Raw genomic sequence first — 14,673 nt, 5'->3', positions numbered from 1 at the left:
GTCGAGACGTCAGCCGGTGCCGGGATCGGTCTCGTCGCCCTGCCGGTCGGACGCGTCTGCACCCGAGCGGTTCTCCGCTCCCTTGCCGTCCTGCGGCACCGCCGCCACGCCCTTCAGATCCTCGGCCGTCACCGGCCGGTCGGTGCGCGCCGGACGGGCCTGCTCCCGGGTCTCGTCGCTCATCGGCCGTCCTCCTCGTCGCCGAGGGCGGCGGTGGCCCGCGCGATCGCCTCCTTCGCCGCGGGCGGCGGAGCGTCGGCCGGGCGTCCGGCCCCCTCCGGGCGCCCGCGCGGCGGCTGGCGGTCCCGGCCCGCCGCGCCGGCGCGATCCGACTCGCGGTCGAAGTCCCGGTCCGTTCCGTCGGTCCTCGTCATGCCCGGCCCCATGCTCGGCTCCTGCGGCTGGTGTCGCGATCCGGGTTCAACAGGCGGCGCGGCGCGAAGTTGCCTGGCGCGATCCGCATTCACGAGGATTCGGCCTTCCGCCGGGCCCGGTGACGGAGCGAAACGGGGCGAAACCCGGCCCACCCTCTTTCATCCCGCCGCGTCCTGTCGCAGTCTCGGGCGGAGACAAGCCGCCGGGAGAGCGGCTCCCGATCCTGGAGGTATGCCATGGTCATGCCGAACCGCCTCGTGAAATCCGCCTGGATCGCCGCGGAGGTCACGCGGGAGACGGCCGAGAAGGTTCTGGTCGTCGAGGCCTACATCGCCGTGAGCCCGCTGGAGAGCGGCTACGATCCGGCGCGCTACGGGCAGCTCGTCGAGGATGTGCGCCGGATCCTGGCCGAGAACCCGGATATCGACCGGGCCTCGATCCTGAGCGTGCACCGGGAATCGCGCTGCGCGGCCCTGTTCCGGCGCTCGGTGCCGGATTGCACGGCCGGCAAGCCCGAATTGGTCGCCTGATCCGGGATCCGCTCGATCGAAGCGGGTCCCGGCTCACGAGCCCGCGCGGCGCCTGAGCGCGGCGCCTGAGCGAAGCCGACATCCGCATCGCCGAAATGCGAGATGGCGAAGCGATCAACCGGATGTCGTATGCCAAGCCCGCGCGGCGCCTGAGCGAAGCCGACATCCACATCGCGAAGCGATCAACCGGATGTCGGATGAGGCGGCCGGCCGCCCGCGGGCGCGGGAGGCCGGACCGCTCCGCGGTCAGATCCCGTCGAACAGCGCCGAGGAGATGTAGCGCTCGGCGAAGGAGCAGGCGACGGTGACGATGCGCTTGCCCCGATTCTCGGGCCGGGCGCCGATCTCCAGGGCCGCCGCCACGTTGGCGCCCGTCGAGATGCCGCCCGGAATGCCTTCCAGCCGGCCGAGCAGGCGGGCGGTCTCGAAGGCGGTCTGGTTCGACACCGTCACCACCTCGTCGATGACGTCGCGGTCGAGCACGTTCGGCACGAAGCCGGCGCCGATGCCCTGGATCTTGTGCGGGCCGGGATTGCCGCCCGAGAGCACCGGGGAATCCTCCGGCTCGACCGCGACCAGCCGCAGCTGCGGCAGCCGCGGCTTCAGCACCTGTCCGACCCCCGTGATGGTGCCGCCGGTGCCGACGCCCGACACGAAGACGTCGAGCCGGCCCTGCGTGTCGTTCCAGATCTCCTCCGCGGTGGTTTTGCGGTGGATCTCGGGATTGGCCGGGTTGTTGAACTGCTGGGGCATCACCGAGCCCGGGATCTCCCTGAGGAGTTCCTCGGCCTTGGCGACCGCGCCCTTCATGCCCTGCGGGCCGGGGGTGAGCACCAGTTCGGCGCCGAGGAAGGCCAGCATCTTGCGGCGCTCCAGCGACATCGTCTCGGGCATGACCAGGATCAGCCGGTAGCCGCGGGCCGCCGCCACGAAGGCGAGCGCGATGCCGGTATTGCCGGAGGTCGGCTCGACCAGGGTGCCGCCGGGCTTCAGGTCGCCCGAGGCTTCGAGCGCGTCGATCATGTTCACGCCGATGCGGTCCTTCACGGAGGCGATCGGGTTGAAGAATTCGAGCTTCAGCAGGATCTCGGCCTCGACGCCGCGCTCCCTGGGCAGCCGGTTCAGCCGCACGAGCGGGGTGTTGCCGATGGTCTCGGTGATCGACCCGAAGACGCGGCCGTGGCCGGGCGCGCGGCCCGTATCCGAGGCGGTGATGGCGGCGTCGGCCATGTGGATATCTCCTGGGCGGCGAAGATGACGCAGCGGCTCCCTGAGCCGGCTCCGCCTCACGCCTAGCCTAAATCCGAGCTGACGTCGAGATATAAGAGGTTATACATTTTTCAACTGTGAAATTGGCGCCCGCGAGGCGATCACGCCGGTTTGAGGCGCCCGAGCCGCGGCAGCACCGTCTCGGGCGGGCCGGACTCGGCGACGCGGCCGTCCTCGAGCACGTGGACCACGTTCGCGCGGGCGAGGCTGGTGAGGCGGTGGGCGACCATCACGATGGTGCGGGTGCCCGCCAGAGCCGCGATGGCGGCCATCACGGCGGCCTCGGTCTCGCCGTCGAGGGCGGAGGTCGCCTCGTCGAACACGATCACGTCCGGGTCGTGGTAGAGCGCGCGGGCGATGCCGATGCGCTGGCGCTGCCCCCCCGACAGGCGCGCGCCGCGCTCGCCGACGGCGGTCTCGAAGCCCGCCGGCAGGGCGGCGACGACCGGGTCGAGCCCCGCGAGGCGCGCGGCCCGCGCGATCGCGGCGGGATCGGGCGCGGCGACGCCGAGGGCGATGTTCTCGGCGACGGTGCCGTCGATCAGGAACACGTCCTGCGGCACGTAGCCGATCCGGTTCTGCCACGCGGGCAGGCGCGCCGCGTCGAGGGGAACGCCGTCGATCCGGATCGCGCCCTCGCCCGGGACGACGAGGCCGAGGAGCAGCCCGACCAGGGTCGACTTGCCCGAGCCGGTGCGCCCGACGAGCCCGACGGTGGTGTGGGCCGCGATGGCGAGGTCGAGGCCGCGCAGCACCGGCCGCCCGGGCTCGTACGCGAAGGAGACGCCCTCGAAGCGGATCGCCTCGCGGAAGGGCAGGCGCTCGGCGGGCCGGGGCGGCAGCGGGTGCTCGCGGGCGAGCTCGTCCACGATCCGGCCCAGTGCCGGCAGGTAGAAGCGCAGCTGCGCCAGGGAGTTGAAGATGTTCTGGAAGGCCGGGAGCATCCGGTAGCCCGCGAAGGCGAACAGGCCGAGGAGCGGGAGGAGCGCGGCCGTGTCGAGCCCGCGCGCCAGGGCGTAGAGCACCACCACGATGACCCCGCCGAAGGCGAGCGCCTCGATGACGTAGCGCGGCAGCTGCCCGGTCACGAGGCTCGCCGCGCTGGCGCGCGCATAGGCCCGGGCGGGCGCGTCGAAGCGGGCCGTGAACGACCCGACCCGGCCGTAGAGCGAGAGTTCCGTCAGGGCCCCGAAGGTCTCCTGCACGACGCGGAAGCGCGTCTCGTTGTCGGCCGTGGCCCGGGCGCCGATCCGGGCGAGGCGCGCGCGCACGAGCAGGTAGAGCCCGACGTAGAGGCTGCCGAACCCGGCCCCCAGGATCAGCGCCAGCGCTGGCGCGTAGAGGAGGAGGAAGAGCGCGACCGCCCCGGCCGAGACCGCCCGCGAGGCGATGACGAAGCCCGGCGTCAGCACCCCGATCACGAGCCGGTCGGTCTCGCTGAGCACGTTCTTGGCGAGTTCGGCGCTGTTGGTGCGGGCGAAGAAGAGCCGGTCGCGGGTGACGTAGCGGGCGAGCAGGCGCCGGGCGAGGCCGTAGCCGGTGAGGTGCGCGAACAGGAGCTGCGCGTAGGTGAGGCCCGCATTCACGACGCTGACGGTGAGGATCGCGCCGAGCGCCGAGAGCCCGGTCGCCATCAGGAAGGCGCGGTCGTCGGTGAGACCGAGCGTCGCGCGCAGGGCCGCCACCACGGGCTGGCGGGAGGCCGCGCCGGGATCGCCGACCAGGGTGAGGAAGGGCACGACCGAGGCGACCCCGGCGATCTCCAGCAGGCCCGACGCGGCGAGGCCGAGGGCGAGCAGGGTGATGCGCCGCCGCTCCGGCGGCCGCATCACGCGGAGAAGGTCGATCAGCGCGCGCATGGTGCCCCGCGCCTACGCGGGCGGGACCGGACAGGCAAGCCTCGCGGCGAGGCGCCCCGGGCCGGCCCCCGCAGGGAGTCGCCGCAGGATTTCGCCGCAGGATTTCGCCGCAGGATTTTGCTTGGCGGCGGTGGTGCCGGCGCACTAGTCAGGCTGGCGGTGCGACCCCATGTCTTGGCGGTCACACTCCACCGGACTATCCGGAACCGTCGAAACGCCCGTCGTTTCCCCGAGGTCTTCATGCTCACCGACACCCCCGCGGCCGGCCAAGCGCCCGCGGACGCCCTGATCAAGGACACCACCACCAACGCCTTCCGCCAGGACGTCATGCAGGAGTCCCTGCGGCAGCCCGTGCTGGTCGACTTCTGGGCGCCCTGGTGCGGCCCCTGCAAGCAGCTGACGCCGATCCTCGAGAAGGCGGTCAAGAATGCCGGCGGCAAGGTGAAGCTCGTCAAGATGAACATCGACGAGCACCCGCAGATCGCCGGCCAGCTCGGCATCCAGTCGATCCCGGCCGTGATCGCCTTCCAGCGCGGCCAGCCGGTCGACGGCTTCATGGGCGCCCTGCCCGAGGGCCAGGTGAAGGCCTTCATCGAGCGCCTCGTCGGCCCGCTCGGGCCGACCGACGTCGAGGCCCTGATGGCCGAGGCGGAGGCCGTGGCCCAGGAGGGCGATTCCGACGCGGCCGCCGAGATCTACAGCGCCGTCCTGGCGCAGGAGCCCGGCCACGCGGGCGCGATCGCCGCCCTGGCCAAGCTCGTCCTCGACCGCGGCGACGTCGAGGGCGCGCGCCAGTTCCTCGACGCGGCCCCGCCGGAGGCGGCCAAGAGCGCCGCGGTGGCCAGCGTGCGCGCCGCCATCGACCTCGCCGAGCAGGCCGCCTCCCTGGGCGATCTCGGCGCGCTGCAGCGGCAGGTGGAGTCGGAGCCGTCCGACCACCAGGCGCGTTTCGATCTGGCGCTCGGGCTCAACGCTCGGGGCCGCCAGGAGGATGCGGTCAACCACCTGATCGAGATCGTGCGGCGCGACCGGGGCTGGAACGAGGACGCCGCGCGCAAGCAGCTGCTGCAGTTCTTCGAGGCCTGGGGCCCGATGGACCCGATGACCATCCGGGGCCGGCGCAAGCTGTCGTCGCTGATGTTCTCGTAAGTGACAGGCCGGCCGGGGCGACACGCGCCCCGGGGGCCGGCCGCGGACAGGGGCGGGGGCGGCGCGATGAGCATGAACGTGGCGTACAAGGGTCCCGGCGATTGCCCGACCGTGATCCCGGTCTTTCCGCTTCCGGGGGCGCTGCTGCTGCCCCGCGGCCAGATGCCGCTCAACATCTTCGAGCCGCGCTACCTCGCCATGGTGGACGACGCGCTGCGCTCCGACCGGGTGATCGGGATGATCCAGCCCGACGTCGACGCGAGCGAGCAGCCCCTCGCCCCGAAGCTCTACCGGGTCGGCTGCGCCGGGCGGATCACCCAGTTCGCCGAGACCGGCGACGGCCGCTACCTGATCTCGCTCACCGGCATCGCCCGGTTCCGGGTCGAGGAGGAGATGGCGACGACCACGCCCTACCGGCTCTGCCGGGTGAGCTTCGATCCCTTCACGGCGGATTTCCACGCGCGGGCGGGCGAGGAGCGGGTCGACCGGGCGGGCGTGCTGCGGGCGCTCAAGGATTTCGTGGAGGCCAACGACCTCAAGGTCGACTGGGCCGGGATCGAGGAGGCGCCCAACGAGGCGCTGGTCAACGCGCTCTGCATGATGAGCCCGTTCGGCCCGCGCGAGAAGCAGGCGATGCTCGAGGCGCCGGACCTGAAGACCCGCGCCGAGGTGCTGATCGCCGTCACTGAGATGGAACTCGTGCGGGGATCGGGGAGCGAGCCGACGCTGCAGTGACCCGCGGGGCGCCCGGGGCGGGCGCTGATCCGGACGGCCCTGCGCGGCATCGTCCAGGGCGCGGGGTGGCGCCGGCCCCTGCGGGACCGGCGCCGGATCGCCGCTCAGGCGGCGCGGAGTGCCGCTCAGGCGGCCTGCTTCACCCGCATCGAGACGATCTTGTCCGGGTCGCGCACGGGCTCGCCGCGCTTGATCTGGTCGACCACCTCCATGCCCTCGGTCACCTTGCCCCAGACAGTGTACTGGCGGTTGAGGAAGGGCGCGTCCGCGAAGCAGATGAAGAACTGCGAATTCGCCGAGTGCGGGAAGCTGGTGCGGGCCATCGAGCAGGTGCCGCGCACGTGCGGCTCGGCGTTGAACTCGGCCTTGAGGTCGGGCAGGTCCGAGCCGCCGGTGCCGGTGCCGGTCGGGTCGCCGGTCTGGGCCATGAACCCGTCGATCACCCGGTGGAACGGCACGCCGTCGTAGAAGCCCTGCTCCGCCAGGGTGCGGATCCGCTCGACGTGGTTCGGGGCGAGGTCGGGGCGCAGCTGGATGACGACGCGGCCCTTGGTCGTCTCCATCACGAGGGTGTTCTGGTCACTCATGCCGGGTCTCCTTTTCTCCGGAATACACGAAACGCAGGGCGATGGGGCGGCCCGCGACGGCCCCGCCCAGGGCCGCCGTGAGGGCGACCGGGGTGCAGGCCCGGACCGCCCGCTGCGCCGCCTCGACGAGCGGCCGGCGCCGCTCGGGCGGCAGGCTGGCGAAGGTCACGCGCGGCACGCCTGCGAGGCGCCCGTCGCGGGTGAGGCTCAGCCGCAGGGTGACCTGGCCGCGCCCGAGGCCGGGCGGCGGGTCCCAGCAGGCGGCCAGCGCCGGGTAGAGCTGGACCAGCGTGTCGGCGGGAGAGACCAGGGCGGCGCGGTCGACCGGCACCCGCACCGTCGCCCGCAGGGTCGTGGGCAGCGAGGGCAGCAGCGGGGCCTCGTCGTCCTCGAACTGGGCGGCGGCCGGGCCGGCCGCCAGGGCGAGCGCCGCCGCCGCGGCGATCAGCCCCGCCGGTCCGGGCCCGCTACTGACCATCCTGGGCCAGCGTCATCCGGACGATCTTGTCGGGGTTCTGCACTTGGCCGTTGGCGGACTTCGCGCCCTTCTTGATCTTGTCGACCACGTCCATGCCGGCGGTGACGGTGCCCACCACCGTGTACTGGTTGTTGAGGAAGGGCGCCTCGTCGAAGCAGATGAAGAACTGCGAGTTGGCGGAGTTCGGGTCCTGCGAGCGGGCCATGCCGACCGTGCCGCGCTTGAACGGCGTCGGCGTGAATTCGGCCGGCAGGTCGGGCAGCTTCGACTTGCCGGTGCCGGTGCCGGTCGGGTCGCCGGTCTGGGCCATGAACCCGTCGATCACCCGGTGGAACGGCACGCCGTTGTAGAAGCCCTGCCGGACCAGCGTCTTGATCTGCTGCGCGTGCTTGGGCGCGAGTTCGGGCCGCAGCTGGATGGTGATGCGGCCGTCCTTGGTGTCGAGGTAGACCGTGTTGGCGTCCGGCGCCGCGGCGGCGCCGAAGGATGCCGCGACGGTGAACGCCAGGGCGACGAGCCAGCGGATCATCGGGAAATCTCCTTCAGCTGGGGAATGCGGCCGGGATCGGCCCAGGGCTTGGCGAAACAAGGCTTGGCGAATCAAGGCTTGGCGAATCAAGGCTTGGAAAATCACGGCTTGGCGAAGCGGGCGCGCAGGCGCTCGGCCACGAGATCGGGCACGAAGGGCCGCACGTCGCCCCCCATCGCGGCGATCTGGCGCACCAGCGTGGCGGTGATCGGGCGCACGCCGGTCGAGGCCGGCAGGAAGACCGTCTGCACCTCCGGGGCCATGGCGCCGTTCATCCCCGCGAGCTGCATCTCGTAGTCGAGGTCGGTCCCGTCGCGCAGGCCGCGGATGAACAGGCTCGCCCCGACCCGCCGCGCCGCCGAGACCGCGAGATCGTCGAAGGTGACCACGTCGAGCGCCGCGCCCTCCGCGGCGGCGAGGGGCGCGCAGATCTCCCGCAGCAGCTCCGCCCGCTCCTCGGCGCCGAACAGGGGCGTCTTGCCCGGATGAACCCCGATGGCGATGACGAGCCGCGGGACCAGCCGGCAGGCCTGCCGGATCACGTCCACGTGGCCGTTGGTCACCGGATCGAAGGACCCGGCATAGAGCGCGGTGCGGTTCATCGCGGCGTCAGGTAGACCATCGGCCGCGGGAAGGAAATGGGCCTCAGCGCGGGACCGCGCCGACGAGCGGCCCGAGGGGGCGGCTCAGGTCCTGGCGGTTGAGCGCGGGCGCGTAGAGGCTCGACACGCTGCCGTCGAGGAAGAGCGCGTTCGGGCAGCCGAGCGCGTCGCGGAACAGCCGGGCGAAGGCCCCGAAGGTGACCGGCGCCTCCGAGATGGCGAAGACGGCGACGTGCCCGTCGGGCCTCACCCCGACGCCGTTGCGGATCTTCAGCGAGGGACCGTTCGTCGAGATCTTCGGGTGGATGCGGCCGGCGAGCACCAGCATCGGCCCGGACTGGGTCGCGTACTCGGCCCGCACGCGGGCGCGCAGGTAGCGGCCGGTCTCCAGCACGCCGGCCCGGTCGCCGCTGACGTAGAAGACGCCGTTCGGCTTGAGGTGGAAATTGCCGGGGCCGTTCGCCGTGTTGGCGGCTTTGAGCTCGCGCCCCTCCTCCACGTAGAGGCCGACCGGCGCGAGACCGGCATCGTACATGCCGGCATTCATCGCGAAGCTGAGCCCCTTGCCCTGCGCGGCGGCGAGGCGGCCGAGGGAGGCGTAGGGCTGCCCGTCGGCGCCGCGCCAGAACAGCTTGATCCGGCTCCTGCGCAGGTCCACCGTGCAGGCGACGAAGCGCTCGCCCTCGTGGCTGACCGGCACGCAGGGCTCGGCCGCGCGCGCCGCGACGGCCCAGAGCAGCAGCGCCCCCGCGGTCCACGCCCTCGCCCCGCCCCAACCAAGCATGTCCGGCCCTCGCGTTCGCCTCGCCGGGCCGCTCGGTAGCACGCGATCACCTTCCTGTGCAGCGGGGACCGAAACCCTCGCAGCCGCGTTTCCTTTTGGGACAGGTCGCAATTCGGAGATGACGACATGACACGCGTGATGGTGGCGTCGGCAGCCCTGGTGGGCGCGCTTATGCTGGCCCCGACGATGGCGGAGGCGCGCGGCGGCTTTGGCGGCGGCGGCTTCCACGGCGGTGGCGGCGGCTTCCGCGGCGGCCTCGGCGGGGGCGGATTCCGCGGCGGCCTCGGCGGGGGCGGGTTCCGCGGCGGGTTCGCGGGAGGCGGGTTCCGCGGCGCCGGCTTCGGGGGCGGCTTCCGGAATGCGGGCTTCGGCGCCGGTCTCGGACGGCCGGCCTTCGGCGGCGGCTACGGCTTCCGCGGCGCCCGGTTCGGCTACGGGGGCTACGGCTATCGCGGCTACGGCTACCGCGGCTACGGTTACCGCCGGGGCTACGGCTACGGCGCCGCCGGCCTGGGCCTCGGCCTCGGACTCGGCCTCGCGGCCGCCTCGGCCTACCCGTACTATTACGGGGGCTACTACCCGGCGAGCTATTACGGCTACGGCTACGACGATTACGGCGGCTGTTACCAAGTGCCTCGGGTGCGCTGGACGCCCTACGGCTACCGGCGCGTCCTGGTGACCCGCTGCGATTACTGACCGCGACAGCGGGGCCGTCACAGCGGGGCCGTCCTCGGGCGGCCCCGCCTCAGCGCCGGCCGGCCTCGTCGCGGCGCATCGGCATGGCGTCGATGGTGGCGAAGAGCGTCTCGGCGGGGATCGGCGCGGCGGCCCTGAGCTTGGCGGTGCCGTCCTTGCCCACCAGCACGGCGCGAAACTCCTGCGCCGGCAGGGCGAGCGCCCGCCGGATCGCCGCTGCCTGCGGACCCGCACCGACCGCCTCGACGAGGACGAGGTTCCGCTCCGCCGCCCCGGCCTCGTGCCGCGCGAGGACGCGCCGCTGCGCCGCGACGCGCGGGTCGTCCGGGGTTGCGGCGACCACGAGCAGGCGCGCCTTCCAGCGGTAGCGGTCCAGGGGTGAGCCGGCGGCGGGCGTCGGCGCGAGCGCGGCGGCGGCGAGCGCGGCCGGCAGGAGCGTGGTCAGGATCATCGGAACGGTCCGGCGAGGGGCTCGGCGCGGAAATAGATCCGGGCGCCCCGGGGGCCAGGGGAGGCGGCGGGCGCGCCGGCCGCGCCCTCGGCCCGCCCCGGGCAAGCGTGGCGTTGACCCGAAGCCGCCCGGGCACCAAGTCCGGGGCGTCGCGCACGCCGCGCCCGCCGGCGGCCATGCCAGGGAGACCCCCATGTCAGACCTCAACCGCCGCATCGTCCTCGCCGCCCGCCCGCACGGCGAGCCGAACCCGGCGCATTTCCGGCTCGAACGGGGCGCCGTGCCGGTCCCGCGGGAGGGCGAGGTGCTGCTGCGCAACCGCTACCTGTCCCTCGATCCCTACATGCGCGGCCGGATGAGCGCGGCGAAATCCTACGCCAAGCCGGTCGAGATCAACGAGGTCATGGTCGGCGGCACGGTCGCGGAGGTGGTGGCCTCCCACAATCCCGGCTTCGCGGCCGGCGACACGGTGCTGGCCTATGGCGGCTGGCAGGATTTCGCGGTCTCGGATGGGAGAGGCCTGCGCAAGCTCGATCCCGCGGTCGCCCCGGTCACCACCGCGCTCGGGATCCTCGGCATGCCGGGGATGACCGCCTACACGGGCCTGCTCACCATCGGCGCTCCCAAGCCCGGCGAGACGGTCGTGGTGGCGGCCGCGACCGGGCCGGTGGGCTCCCTGGTCGGTCAGATCGCCAAGCTGAAGGGCGCGCGGGCGGTCGGGATCGCGGGCGGCCCCGACAAGTGCCGCCACCTCACGGAGGAGCTCGGCTTCGACGCCGCGATCGACCACCGCAGCGCCGACCTGCCGGGGGCGCTGGCGGCGGCCTGCCCGAACGGGATCGACGTCTATTTCGAGAATGTCGGCGGCGCCGTCTTCGACGCGGTGCTGCCGCTCCTCAACGATTTCGCCCGGATCCCGGTCTGCGGCCTGGTGGCGAACTACAACATGACCGAGCTCCCTCCCGGCCCGGACCGGGTGCCGGCGCTGATGCGCGCCACCTTGAGCAAGCGCCTCACCTTCCGGGGCTTCATCGTCTGGGACTTCGCCGACCAGGAGCCCGCCTTCCTGCGCGACGTCGCCGAATGGCTCCGCGACGGGCGGATCCGCTACCGGGAGGACATCGTGGAAGGTCTCGAACAGGCGCCCGAGGCCTTCATCGGCCTCCTGAAGGGCCGCAACTTCGGGAAGCTCGTGGTGAAACTCTGACCCGGCGCCCGCGGCGCCGCCTGGACTGCGCTTCCCCTGGCGTCGGGCGCCGCTCCCGGGAACCGGGCGCCGGGATCCGGGTTCCTCCTCTCACCCGCCACGGTTGCGGCGGCCGCCCGGGTCGGGTGGCCGCGACCGCGCGGGTTTCCGGAGGAGAAGCGATGAGACAGATCCTGATCGCCGCGTCCGTCGCGGCCGGCCTCGCGGCCGCGAGCGGTGCCGCCGAGGCGAAGGGTTGCATCAAGGGCGCGATCGCCGGCGGGGTCGCCGGGCATTACGCGGGCGGCCACACCCTGGCGGGCGCGGCGGCCGGGTGCGCCATCGGCCGCCACCAGGCCAACAAGCGCGACCGCGCCGCTCCGCAGCAGCAGCCGGTCTCGCGCTGAGCCGCGCCGCCCCTGTGCCGCGGCGCAGCACGCCCCTGGCCAAGCTTTCCCGGCTTGCTCCAAGTTAAGCTTGGCCGTTCGGCGCCGGGCGAGTCGCGGCTCCATCGGCCAAGCCTTGTCCCGCACAAGATCACGGCGGCGCGAGCGGCGCCGTCTTATCGCCACAACTCCCCGGCTTCCTGGCCGAAACGCGCCGGACACATTCGGCCCAGCTCGGGGATGACCCTTCATGACGCATCGCGCGATCGGACCGTCGGCCCAGGTCGTCCGCTGGGCCCCCGCCGGTCCGCGGGACGCGCTGGTGGTCGGCGGCCGGGCCGCCCCGGGCGGCGTTCCGGTCCTGGCCCGCACCATCCTCACCGCCGCCTGCCTGGCGGCGGGGCTGGGGTCGCTCCTGCACCGCTACGGTCCGGACCTCGTGAGTTCGGCCGGCCCGCCGGTCGCCCTGATGGCCGACCTCCTGGTGATGCCCAAGGTGATGCCCAAGCCCCGCCTGCAGGCCGCGCCCAAGGAGGCGCCGATCAGCATGCCGGTGCACGACCTCGACACCGCGCTCGGGGCGGACGGCGTCGACCGGGTCTCCTACGACGACCTGCTCTCGGCGACGACGGGCGGCGACCCGAACGAGGTGCTGGCCTTCGGGCCGATGCGGGTGCGCCGCCACATCGTCCAGACCATCGTCAAGGCCGCCTACAGGGTCGGCATGGATCCGGTCCTGCTGATGGCGATCGCCGACAAGGAGTCGAGCTTCGCCACCGAGGTCCAGGCCCGCACCTCCTCGGCGACCGGCCTCTACCAGTTCATCGAGCGCACCTGGCTCCAGGTGATGCGCGAGTTCGGCGCCCAGCACGGCCTCGCCCGCGAGGCGTCGCTGATCGCCGAGGACAACACGGTGGCGGATGCGGCCGAGAAGGCCCGCATCCTCGACATGCGCCGGGACCCGGCCCTCTCGGCCCTGCTGGCCGGGGAGATGCTCAAGCGCGACAGCACCCGGATCGCCGCCCGCATCGGCCGCTCGCTCTCGGTGGGCGAGACCTACCTCGCGCACTTCCTCGGACCCGACGACGCCGAGCGCTTCATGGCGAAGGTCGTCGAGGAGCCGAAGGCGGAGGCCGCCGCCCTGCTGCCGAAGCCCGCCAAGGCCAACAAGCCGATCTTCTACGAGCGGGTCGGGCGCCGGAAGGCGCGCAGCCTGACGGTGGCGCAGGTGCACGACAAGTTCGAGGCGATGATGACGACCCGCGGCGACCGCTACCGGGACGTCGGCGCGCTGATGGGCGTGATGGCCTACGCGGCCGCGCAGACCCCCTGAACGGACCCGTTTGACCCGCCTCCCGGCTGCCCTAACCTCCCCTCGTCCGGCCGAGGGCCGGACCCGCCACGCCCGCGCATTAGCCGGCGGGGCGGACGGGAGGATGCCGCGCAGAGGCAGATGAGGAGCGCGATGGCCGCGAAGGACGATTCGGACTCCTACGCACGCGAGTACGCCGACACCGCCGGGCAGCAGGCGGCGTTCTTCCGCGAGCAGGCGGAGCGTCACCGGCGCGAGGCCGCCCGGGCGCGCGTGACGGCCGACATGAGCCAGGGCGAGGACCGCGCCGCGCAGACGCGCCGGGCCGAGCACCTCGAATCGCTGGGCCGCGCCGACGATACCATGGCGGAAGCCTTCGAGGCCCGGGCTCGCGGCCCGAACTGAGGGCGCGGAGCGGGCCTCTCCCCCGACGGCAGGGCCGATCGCGATCCCCCCGGGGCCCGACGCGGCCGCGCGGCTGCGCGGACCGCCGGGCGAGCCTGCACCCCTCCGCGATCCTCGCGCCGCCCGCCGCGGGGCGGACGCGACGACCCCGCGCGCTGCGTGGACGCGGTCGCGCCGATCGGCGCATCCATGCGTGCCGCGCAGGTGGTGTCTGCATCAAACGCCGAGCTTGCGACGTCGCCGGGCGGCAGGCACGGGCGCGACGCGCTCCGCCCCGGCCCGTCGCGGAGCGACGCGTCCCCCTCACGGCCAAGCCGGAAAGACGAAGCCCAGACGCCGCCCCGCCAACGGCCAAGGTGCGCCGGCGCACCGCAGCATCCGCCGGCCCGGGCCAAGCAGAAACCCGCACAGCGACGGCTCAGCGGTTCACCACAGCACGAAGCGCGGCTTTTCCCGGGAACCGAAGTCGCCGTCGAACATTCTTAACTGCAAAGGTAACTGCTGAGGTAAGGCTCCCGCTCATGAAGATCTTCGCCTCCGCCCTCGCGGGCGTCCTCGGTGCCTGCGTGCTCGCCTCGGCCCCGGTCAAGGCGGCCCCCTACGACCCGTTCGATGTCAATCCCGGCGAGGAGTACTACGCGAGCCGGCCCTACGGGGCGCCCTTCTCCGCCGCTCCCTACGGACGGGGGCAGGCCGCCGGGAGCACCGACCAAGCGCAGGTCGCCCCGATCCCGCGGGAGCTCGTGCCCTTCGACGGCCGCTACGCTCCGGGCACGGTCGTGGTCTCGACGGCCGAGCGCCGCCTCTACTACGTGCTCGGCGACGGCATGGCGATCCGCTACGGGGTCGGCGTCGGCCGCCCGGGCTTCACCTGGTCGGGCACGAAGACGATCGTCGCCAAGAAGGAGTGGCCGTCCTGGACGCCCCCGAAGGAGATGCTGGCCCGCCGCCCCGACCTGCCGCGCTACATGGCCGGCGGCATCGACAACCCGCTCGGCGCCCGCGCCATGTACATCGGCGGCACGCTCTACCGCATCCACGGCTCGAACGAGCCCGACACGATCGGCCAGGCGGTCTCCTCCGGGTGCATCCGCATGACCAACGACGACGTCACCGACCTCTACGAGCGCGTCAAGGTCGGCTCCAGGGTCGTCGTCCTCAACTGACAATCCGATCCGTCACGCTCTTCGGAGACGGGCGGATCAGCGAGCGTGCGACGGGCCGTTCTCCACCGGGAGGGCGGCCCGTTCCGCATGGGAGTTGGTCGCGATGCGCGCGGGTCGCGGGGCGGTCGCCCGGCCGGGCCCGTCGCTTCGGGTGCCCGCCGCGAGGCACCCCGC

Annotated in this window: 19 protein-coding genes; 9 read left to right on the top strand and 10 right to left on the bottom strand. The window is 73.1% G+C overall.

Annotation, left to right across the window (positions count from 1 at the left end):
* Positions 1 to 9 precede the first annotated feature (9 nt).
* Together QA634_RS22425 and QA634_RS22420 are read right to left on the bottom strand one after the other, a co-directional pair.
* Positions 10 to 183: a hypothetical protein gene (locus QA634_RS22425; protein WP_012334199.1), complete on the bottom strand. Its 174-nt coding sequence runs from the start codon at positions 181 to 183 to the stop codon at positions 10 to 12.
* Positions 180 to 374 (bottom strand): hypothetical protein, encoded by a 195-nt coding sequence (locus QA634_RS22420; protein ID WP_236728655.1) that lies wholly within the window; start codon positions 372 to 374, stop codon positions 180 to 182. The genes QA634_RS22425 and QA634_RS22420 overlap by 4 nt, the downstream gene beginning before the upstream one ends.
* A 237-nt stretch (positions 375 to 611) precedes the next feature.
* On the opposite strand from QA634_RS22420, the gene QA634_RS22415 reads away from it, so the two are divergent.
* Positions 612 to 905, top strand: coding sequence for a hypothetical protein (locus QA634_RS22415; RefSeq protein ID WP_012334197.1), 294 nt, complete (start codon positions 612 to 614; stop codon positions 903 to 905).
* 246 nt (positions 906 to 1,151) lie between these two features.
* Here QA634_RS22415 and cysK read toward each other — a convergent pair whose 3' ends face one another.
* On the bottom strand, positions 1,152 to 2,135 hold the full coding sequence (cysK, locus tag QA634_RS22410; RefSeq protein WP_012334196.1) for a cysteine synthase A: 984 nt from the start codon (positions 2,133 to 2,135) through the stop codon (positions 1,152 to 1,154).
* A gap of 140 nt (positions 2,136 to 2,275) precedes the next feature.
* Positions 2,276 to 4,033: an ABC transporter ATP-binding protein gene (locus QA634_RS22405; protein WP_012334195.1), complete on the bottom strand. Its 1,758-nt coding sequence runs from the start codon at positions 4,031 to 4,033 to the stop codon at positions 2,276 to 2,278.
* 240 nt (positions 4,034 to 4,273) lie between these two features.
* Between QA634_RS22405 and trxA the strand changes: the two genes are divergently transcribed.
* A complete protein-coding gene (trxA, locus tag QA634_RS22400) occupies positions 4,274 to 5,182 on the top strand; it encodes a thioredoxin (protein WP_012334194.1) in 909 nt (302 codons plus the stop codon).
* A gap of 66 nt (positions 5,183 to 5,248) precedes the next feature.
* Positions 5,249 to 5,917, top strand: a complete 669-nt coding sequence (locus QA634_RS22395) for an LON peptidase substrate-binding domain-containing protein (protein WP_012334193.1) — start codon at positions 5,249 to 5,251, stop codon at positions 5,915 to 5,917.
* Positions 5,918 to 6,042: 125 nt separating this feature from the next.
* On the opposite strand, the gene QA634_RS22390 is transcribed toward QA634_RS22395, so the two are convergent.
* The 5 genes from QA634_RS22390 to QA634_RS22370 form a co-directional block, all read right to left on the bottom strand.
* Complete coding sequence (locus tag QA634_RS22390; protein ID WP_012334192.1) at positions 6,043 to 6,504, bottom strand: peptidylprolyl isomerase; 462 nt, start codon at positions 6,502 to 6,504, stop codon at positions 6,043 to 6,045.
* A complete protein-coding gene (locus QA634_RS22385) occupies positions 6,497 to 6,982 on the bottom strand; it encodes a hypothetical protein (RefSeq protein ID WP_012334191.1) in 486 nt (161 codons plus the stop codon). Before QA634_RS22385 ends, QA634_RS22390 begins: the two co-directional genes overlap by 8 nt.
* Positions 6,972 to 7,511, bottom strand: a complete 540-nt coding sequence (locus QA634_RS22380) for a peptidylprolyl isomerase (protein WP_012334190.1) — start codon at positions 7,509 to 7,511, stop codon at positions 6,972 to 6,974. The genes QA634_RS22385 and QA634_RS22380 overlap by 11 nt, the downstream gene beginning before the upstream one ends.
* A 101-nt stretch (positions 7,512 to 7,612) precedes the next feature.
* The gene (coaD, locus tag QA634_RS22375; RefSeq protein ID WP_012334189.1) at positions 7,613 to 8,113 is read right to left on the bottom strand and encodes a pantetheine-phosphate adenylyltransferase; all 501 of its coding nucleotides are present in this window, start codon (positions 8,111 to 8,113) and stop codon (positions 7,613 to 7,615) included.
* A 43-nt stretch (positions 8,114 to 8,156) separates the two neighbouring features.
* Positions 8,157 to 8,897 (bottom strand): phosphodiester glycosidase family protein, encoded by a 741-nt coding sequence (locus QA634_RS22370; protein WP_012334188.1) that lies wholly within the window; start codon positions 8,895 to 8,897, stop codon positions 8,157 to 8,159.
* 126 nt (positions 8,898 to 9,023) lie between these two features.
* On the opposite strand from QA634_RS22370, the gene QA634_RS22365 reads away from it, so the two are divergent.
* Positions 9,024 to 9,593 (top strand): hypothetical protein, encoded by a 570-nt coding sequence (locus tag QA634_RS22365; RefSeq protein WP_043701492.1) that lies wholly within the window; start codon positions 9,024 to 9,026, stop codon positions 9,591 to 9,593.
* Positions 9,594 to 9,642: 49 nt separating this feature from the next.
* Here QA634_RS22365 and QA634_RS22360 read toward each other — a convergent pair whose 3' ends face one another.
* Positions 9,643 to 10,044, bottom strand: a complete 402-nt coding sequence (locus QA634_RS22360; RefSeq protein WP_012334186.1) for a DUF4174 domain-containing protein — start codon at positions 10,042 to 10,044, stop codon at positions 9,643 to 9,645.
* A gap of 193 nt (positions 10,045 to 10,237) precedes the next feature.
* Here QA634_RS22360 and QA634_RS22355 point away from each other — a divergent pair, with 193 nt between their 5' ends.
* From QA634_RS22355 to QA634_RS22335, 5 genes are all read left to right on the top strand, one after another.
* Positions 10,238 to 11,251 carry an NADP-dependent oxidoreductase gene (locus tag QA634_RS22355; protein ID WP_012334185.1) on the top strand — a complete coding sequence of 338 codons (1,014 nt, stop codon included), beginning with the start codon at positions 10,238 to 10,240 and terminating at the stop codon, positions 11,249 to 11,251.
* Positions 11,252 to 11,412: 161 nt separating this feature from the next.
* Positions 11,413 to 11,637 (top strand): hypothetical protein, encoded by a 225-nt coding sequence (locus tag QA634_RS22350; RefSeq protein ID WP_012334184.1) that lies wholly within the window; start codon positions 11,413 to 11,415, stop codon positions 11,635 to 11,637.
* A 229-nt stretch (positions 11,638 to 11,866) separates the two neighbouring features.
* On the top strand, positions 11,867 to 12,949 hold the full coding sequence (locus QA634_RS22345) for a transglycosylase SLT domain-containing protein (RefSeq protein ID WP_012334183.1): 1,083 nt from the start codon (positions 11,867 to 11,869) through the stop codon (positions 12,947 to 12,949).
* Between the two features lie 132 nt (positions 12,950 to 13,081).
* On the top strand, positions 13,082 to 13,333 hold the full coding sequence (locus QA634_RS22340; RefSeq protein WP_012334182.1) for a hypothetical protein: 252 nt from the start codon (positions 13,082 to 13,084) through the stop codon (positions 13,331 to 13,333).
* A 521-nt stretch (positions 13,334 to 13,854) separates the two neighbouring features.
* The gene (locus QA634_RS22335) at positions 13,855 to 14,499 is read left to right on the top strand and encodes a L,D-transpeptidase (RefSeq protein ID WP_012334181.1); all 645 of its coding nucleotides are present in this window, start codon (positions 13,855 to 13,857) and stop codon (positions 14,497 to 14,499) included.
* The last annotated feature ends 174 nt before the right edge of the window (positions 14,500 to 14,673 follow it).

It is taken from the genome of Methylobacterium sp. CB376 (assembly GCF_029714205.1).
In the GTDB taxonomy this organism is placed as follows: domain Bacteria; phylum Pseudomonadota; class Alphaproteobacteria; order Rhizobiales; family Beijerinckiaceae; genus Methylobacterium.
This window is presented reverse-complemented; position numbering and strand designations above follow the sequence as displayed.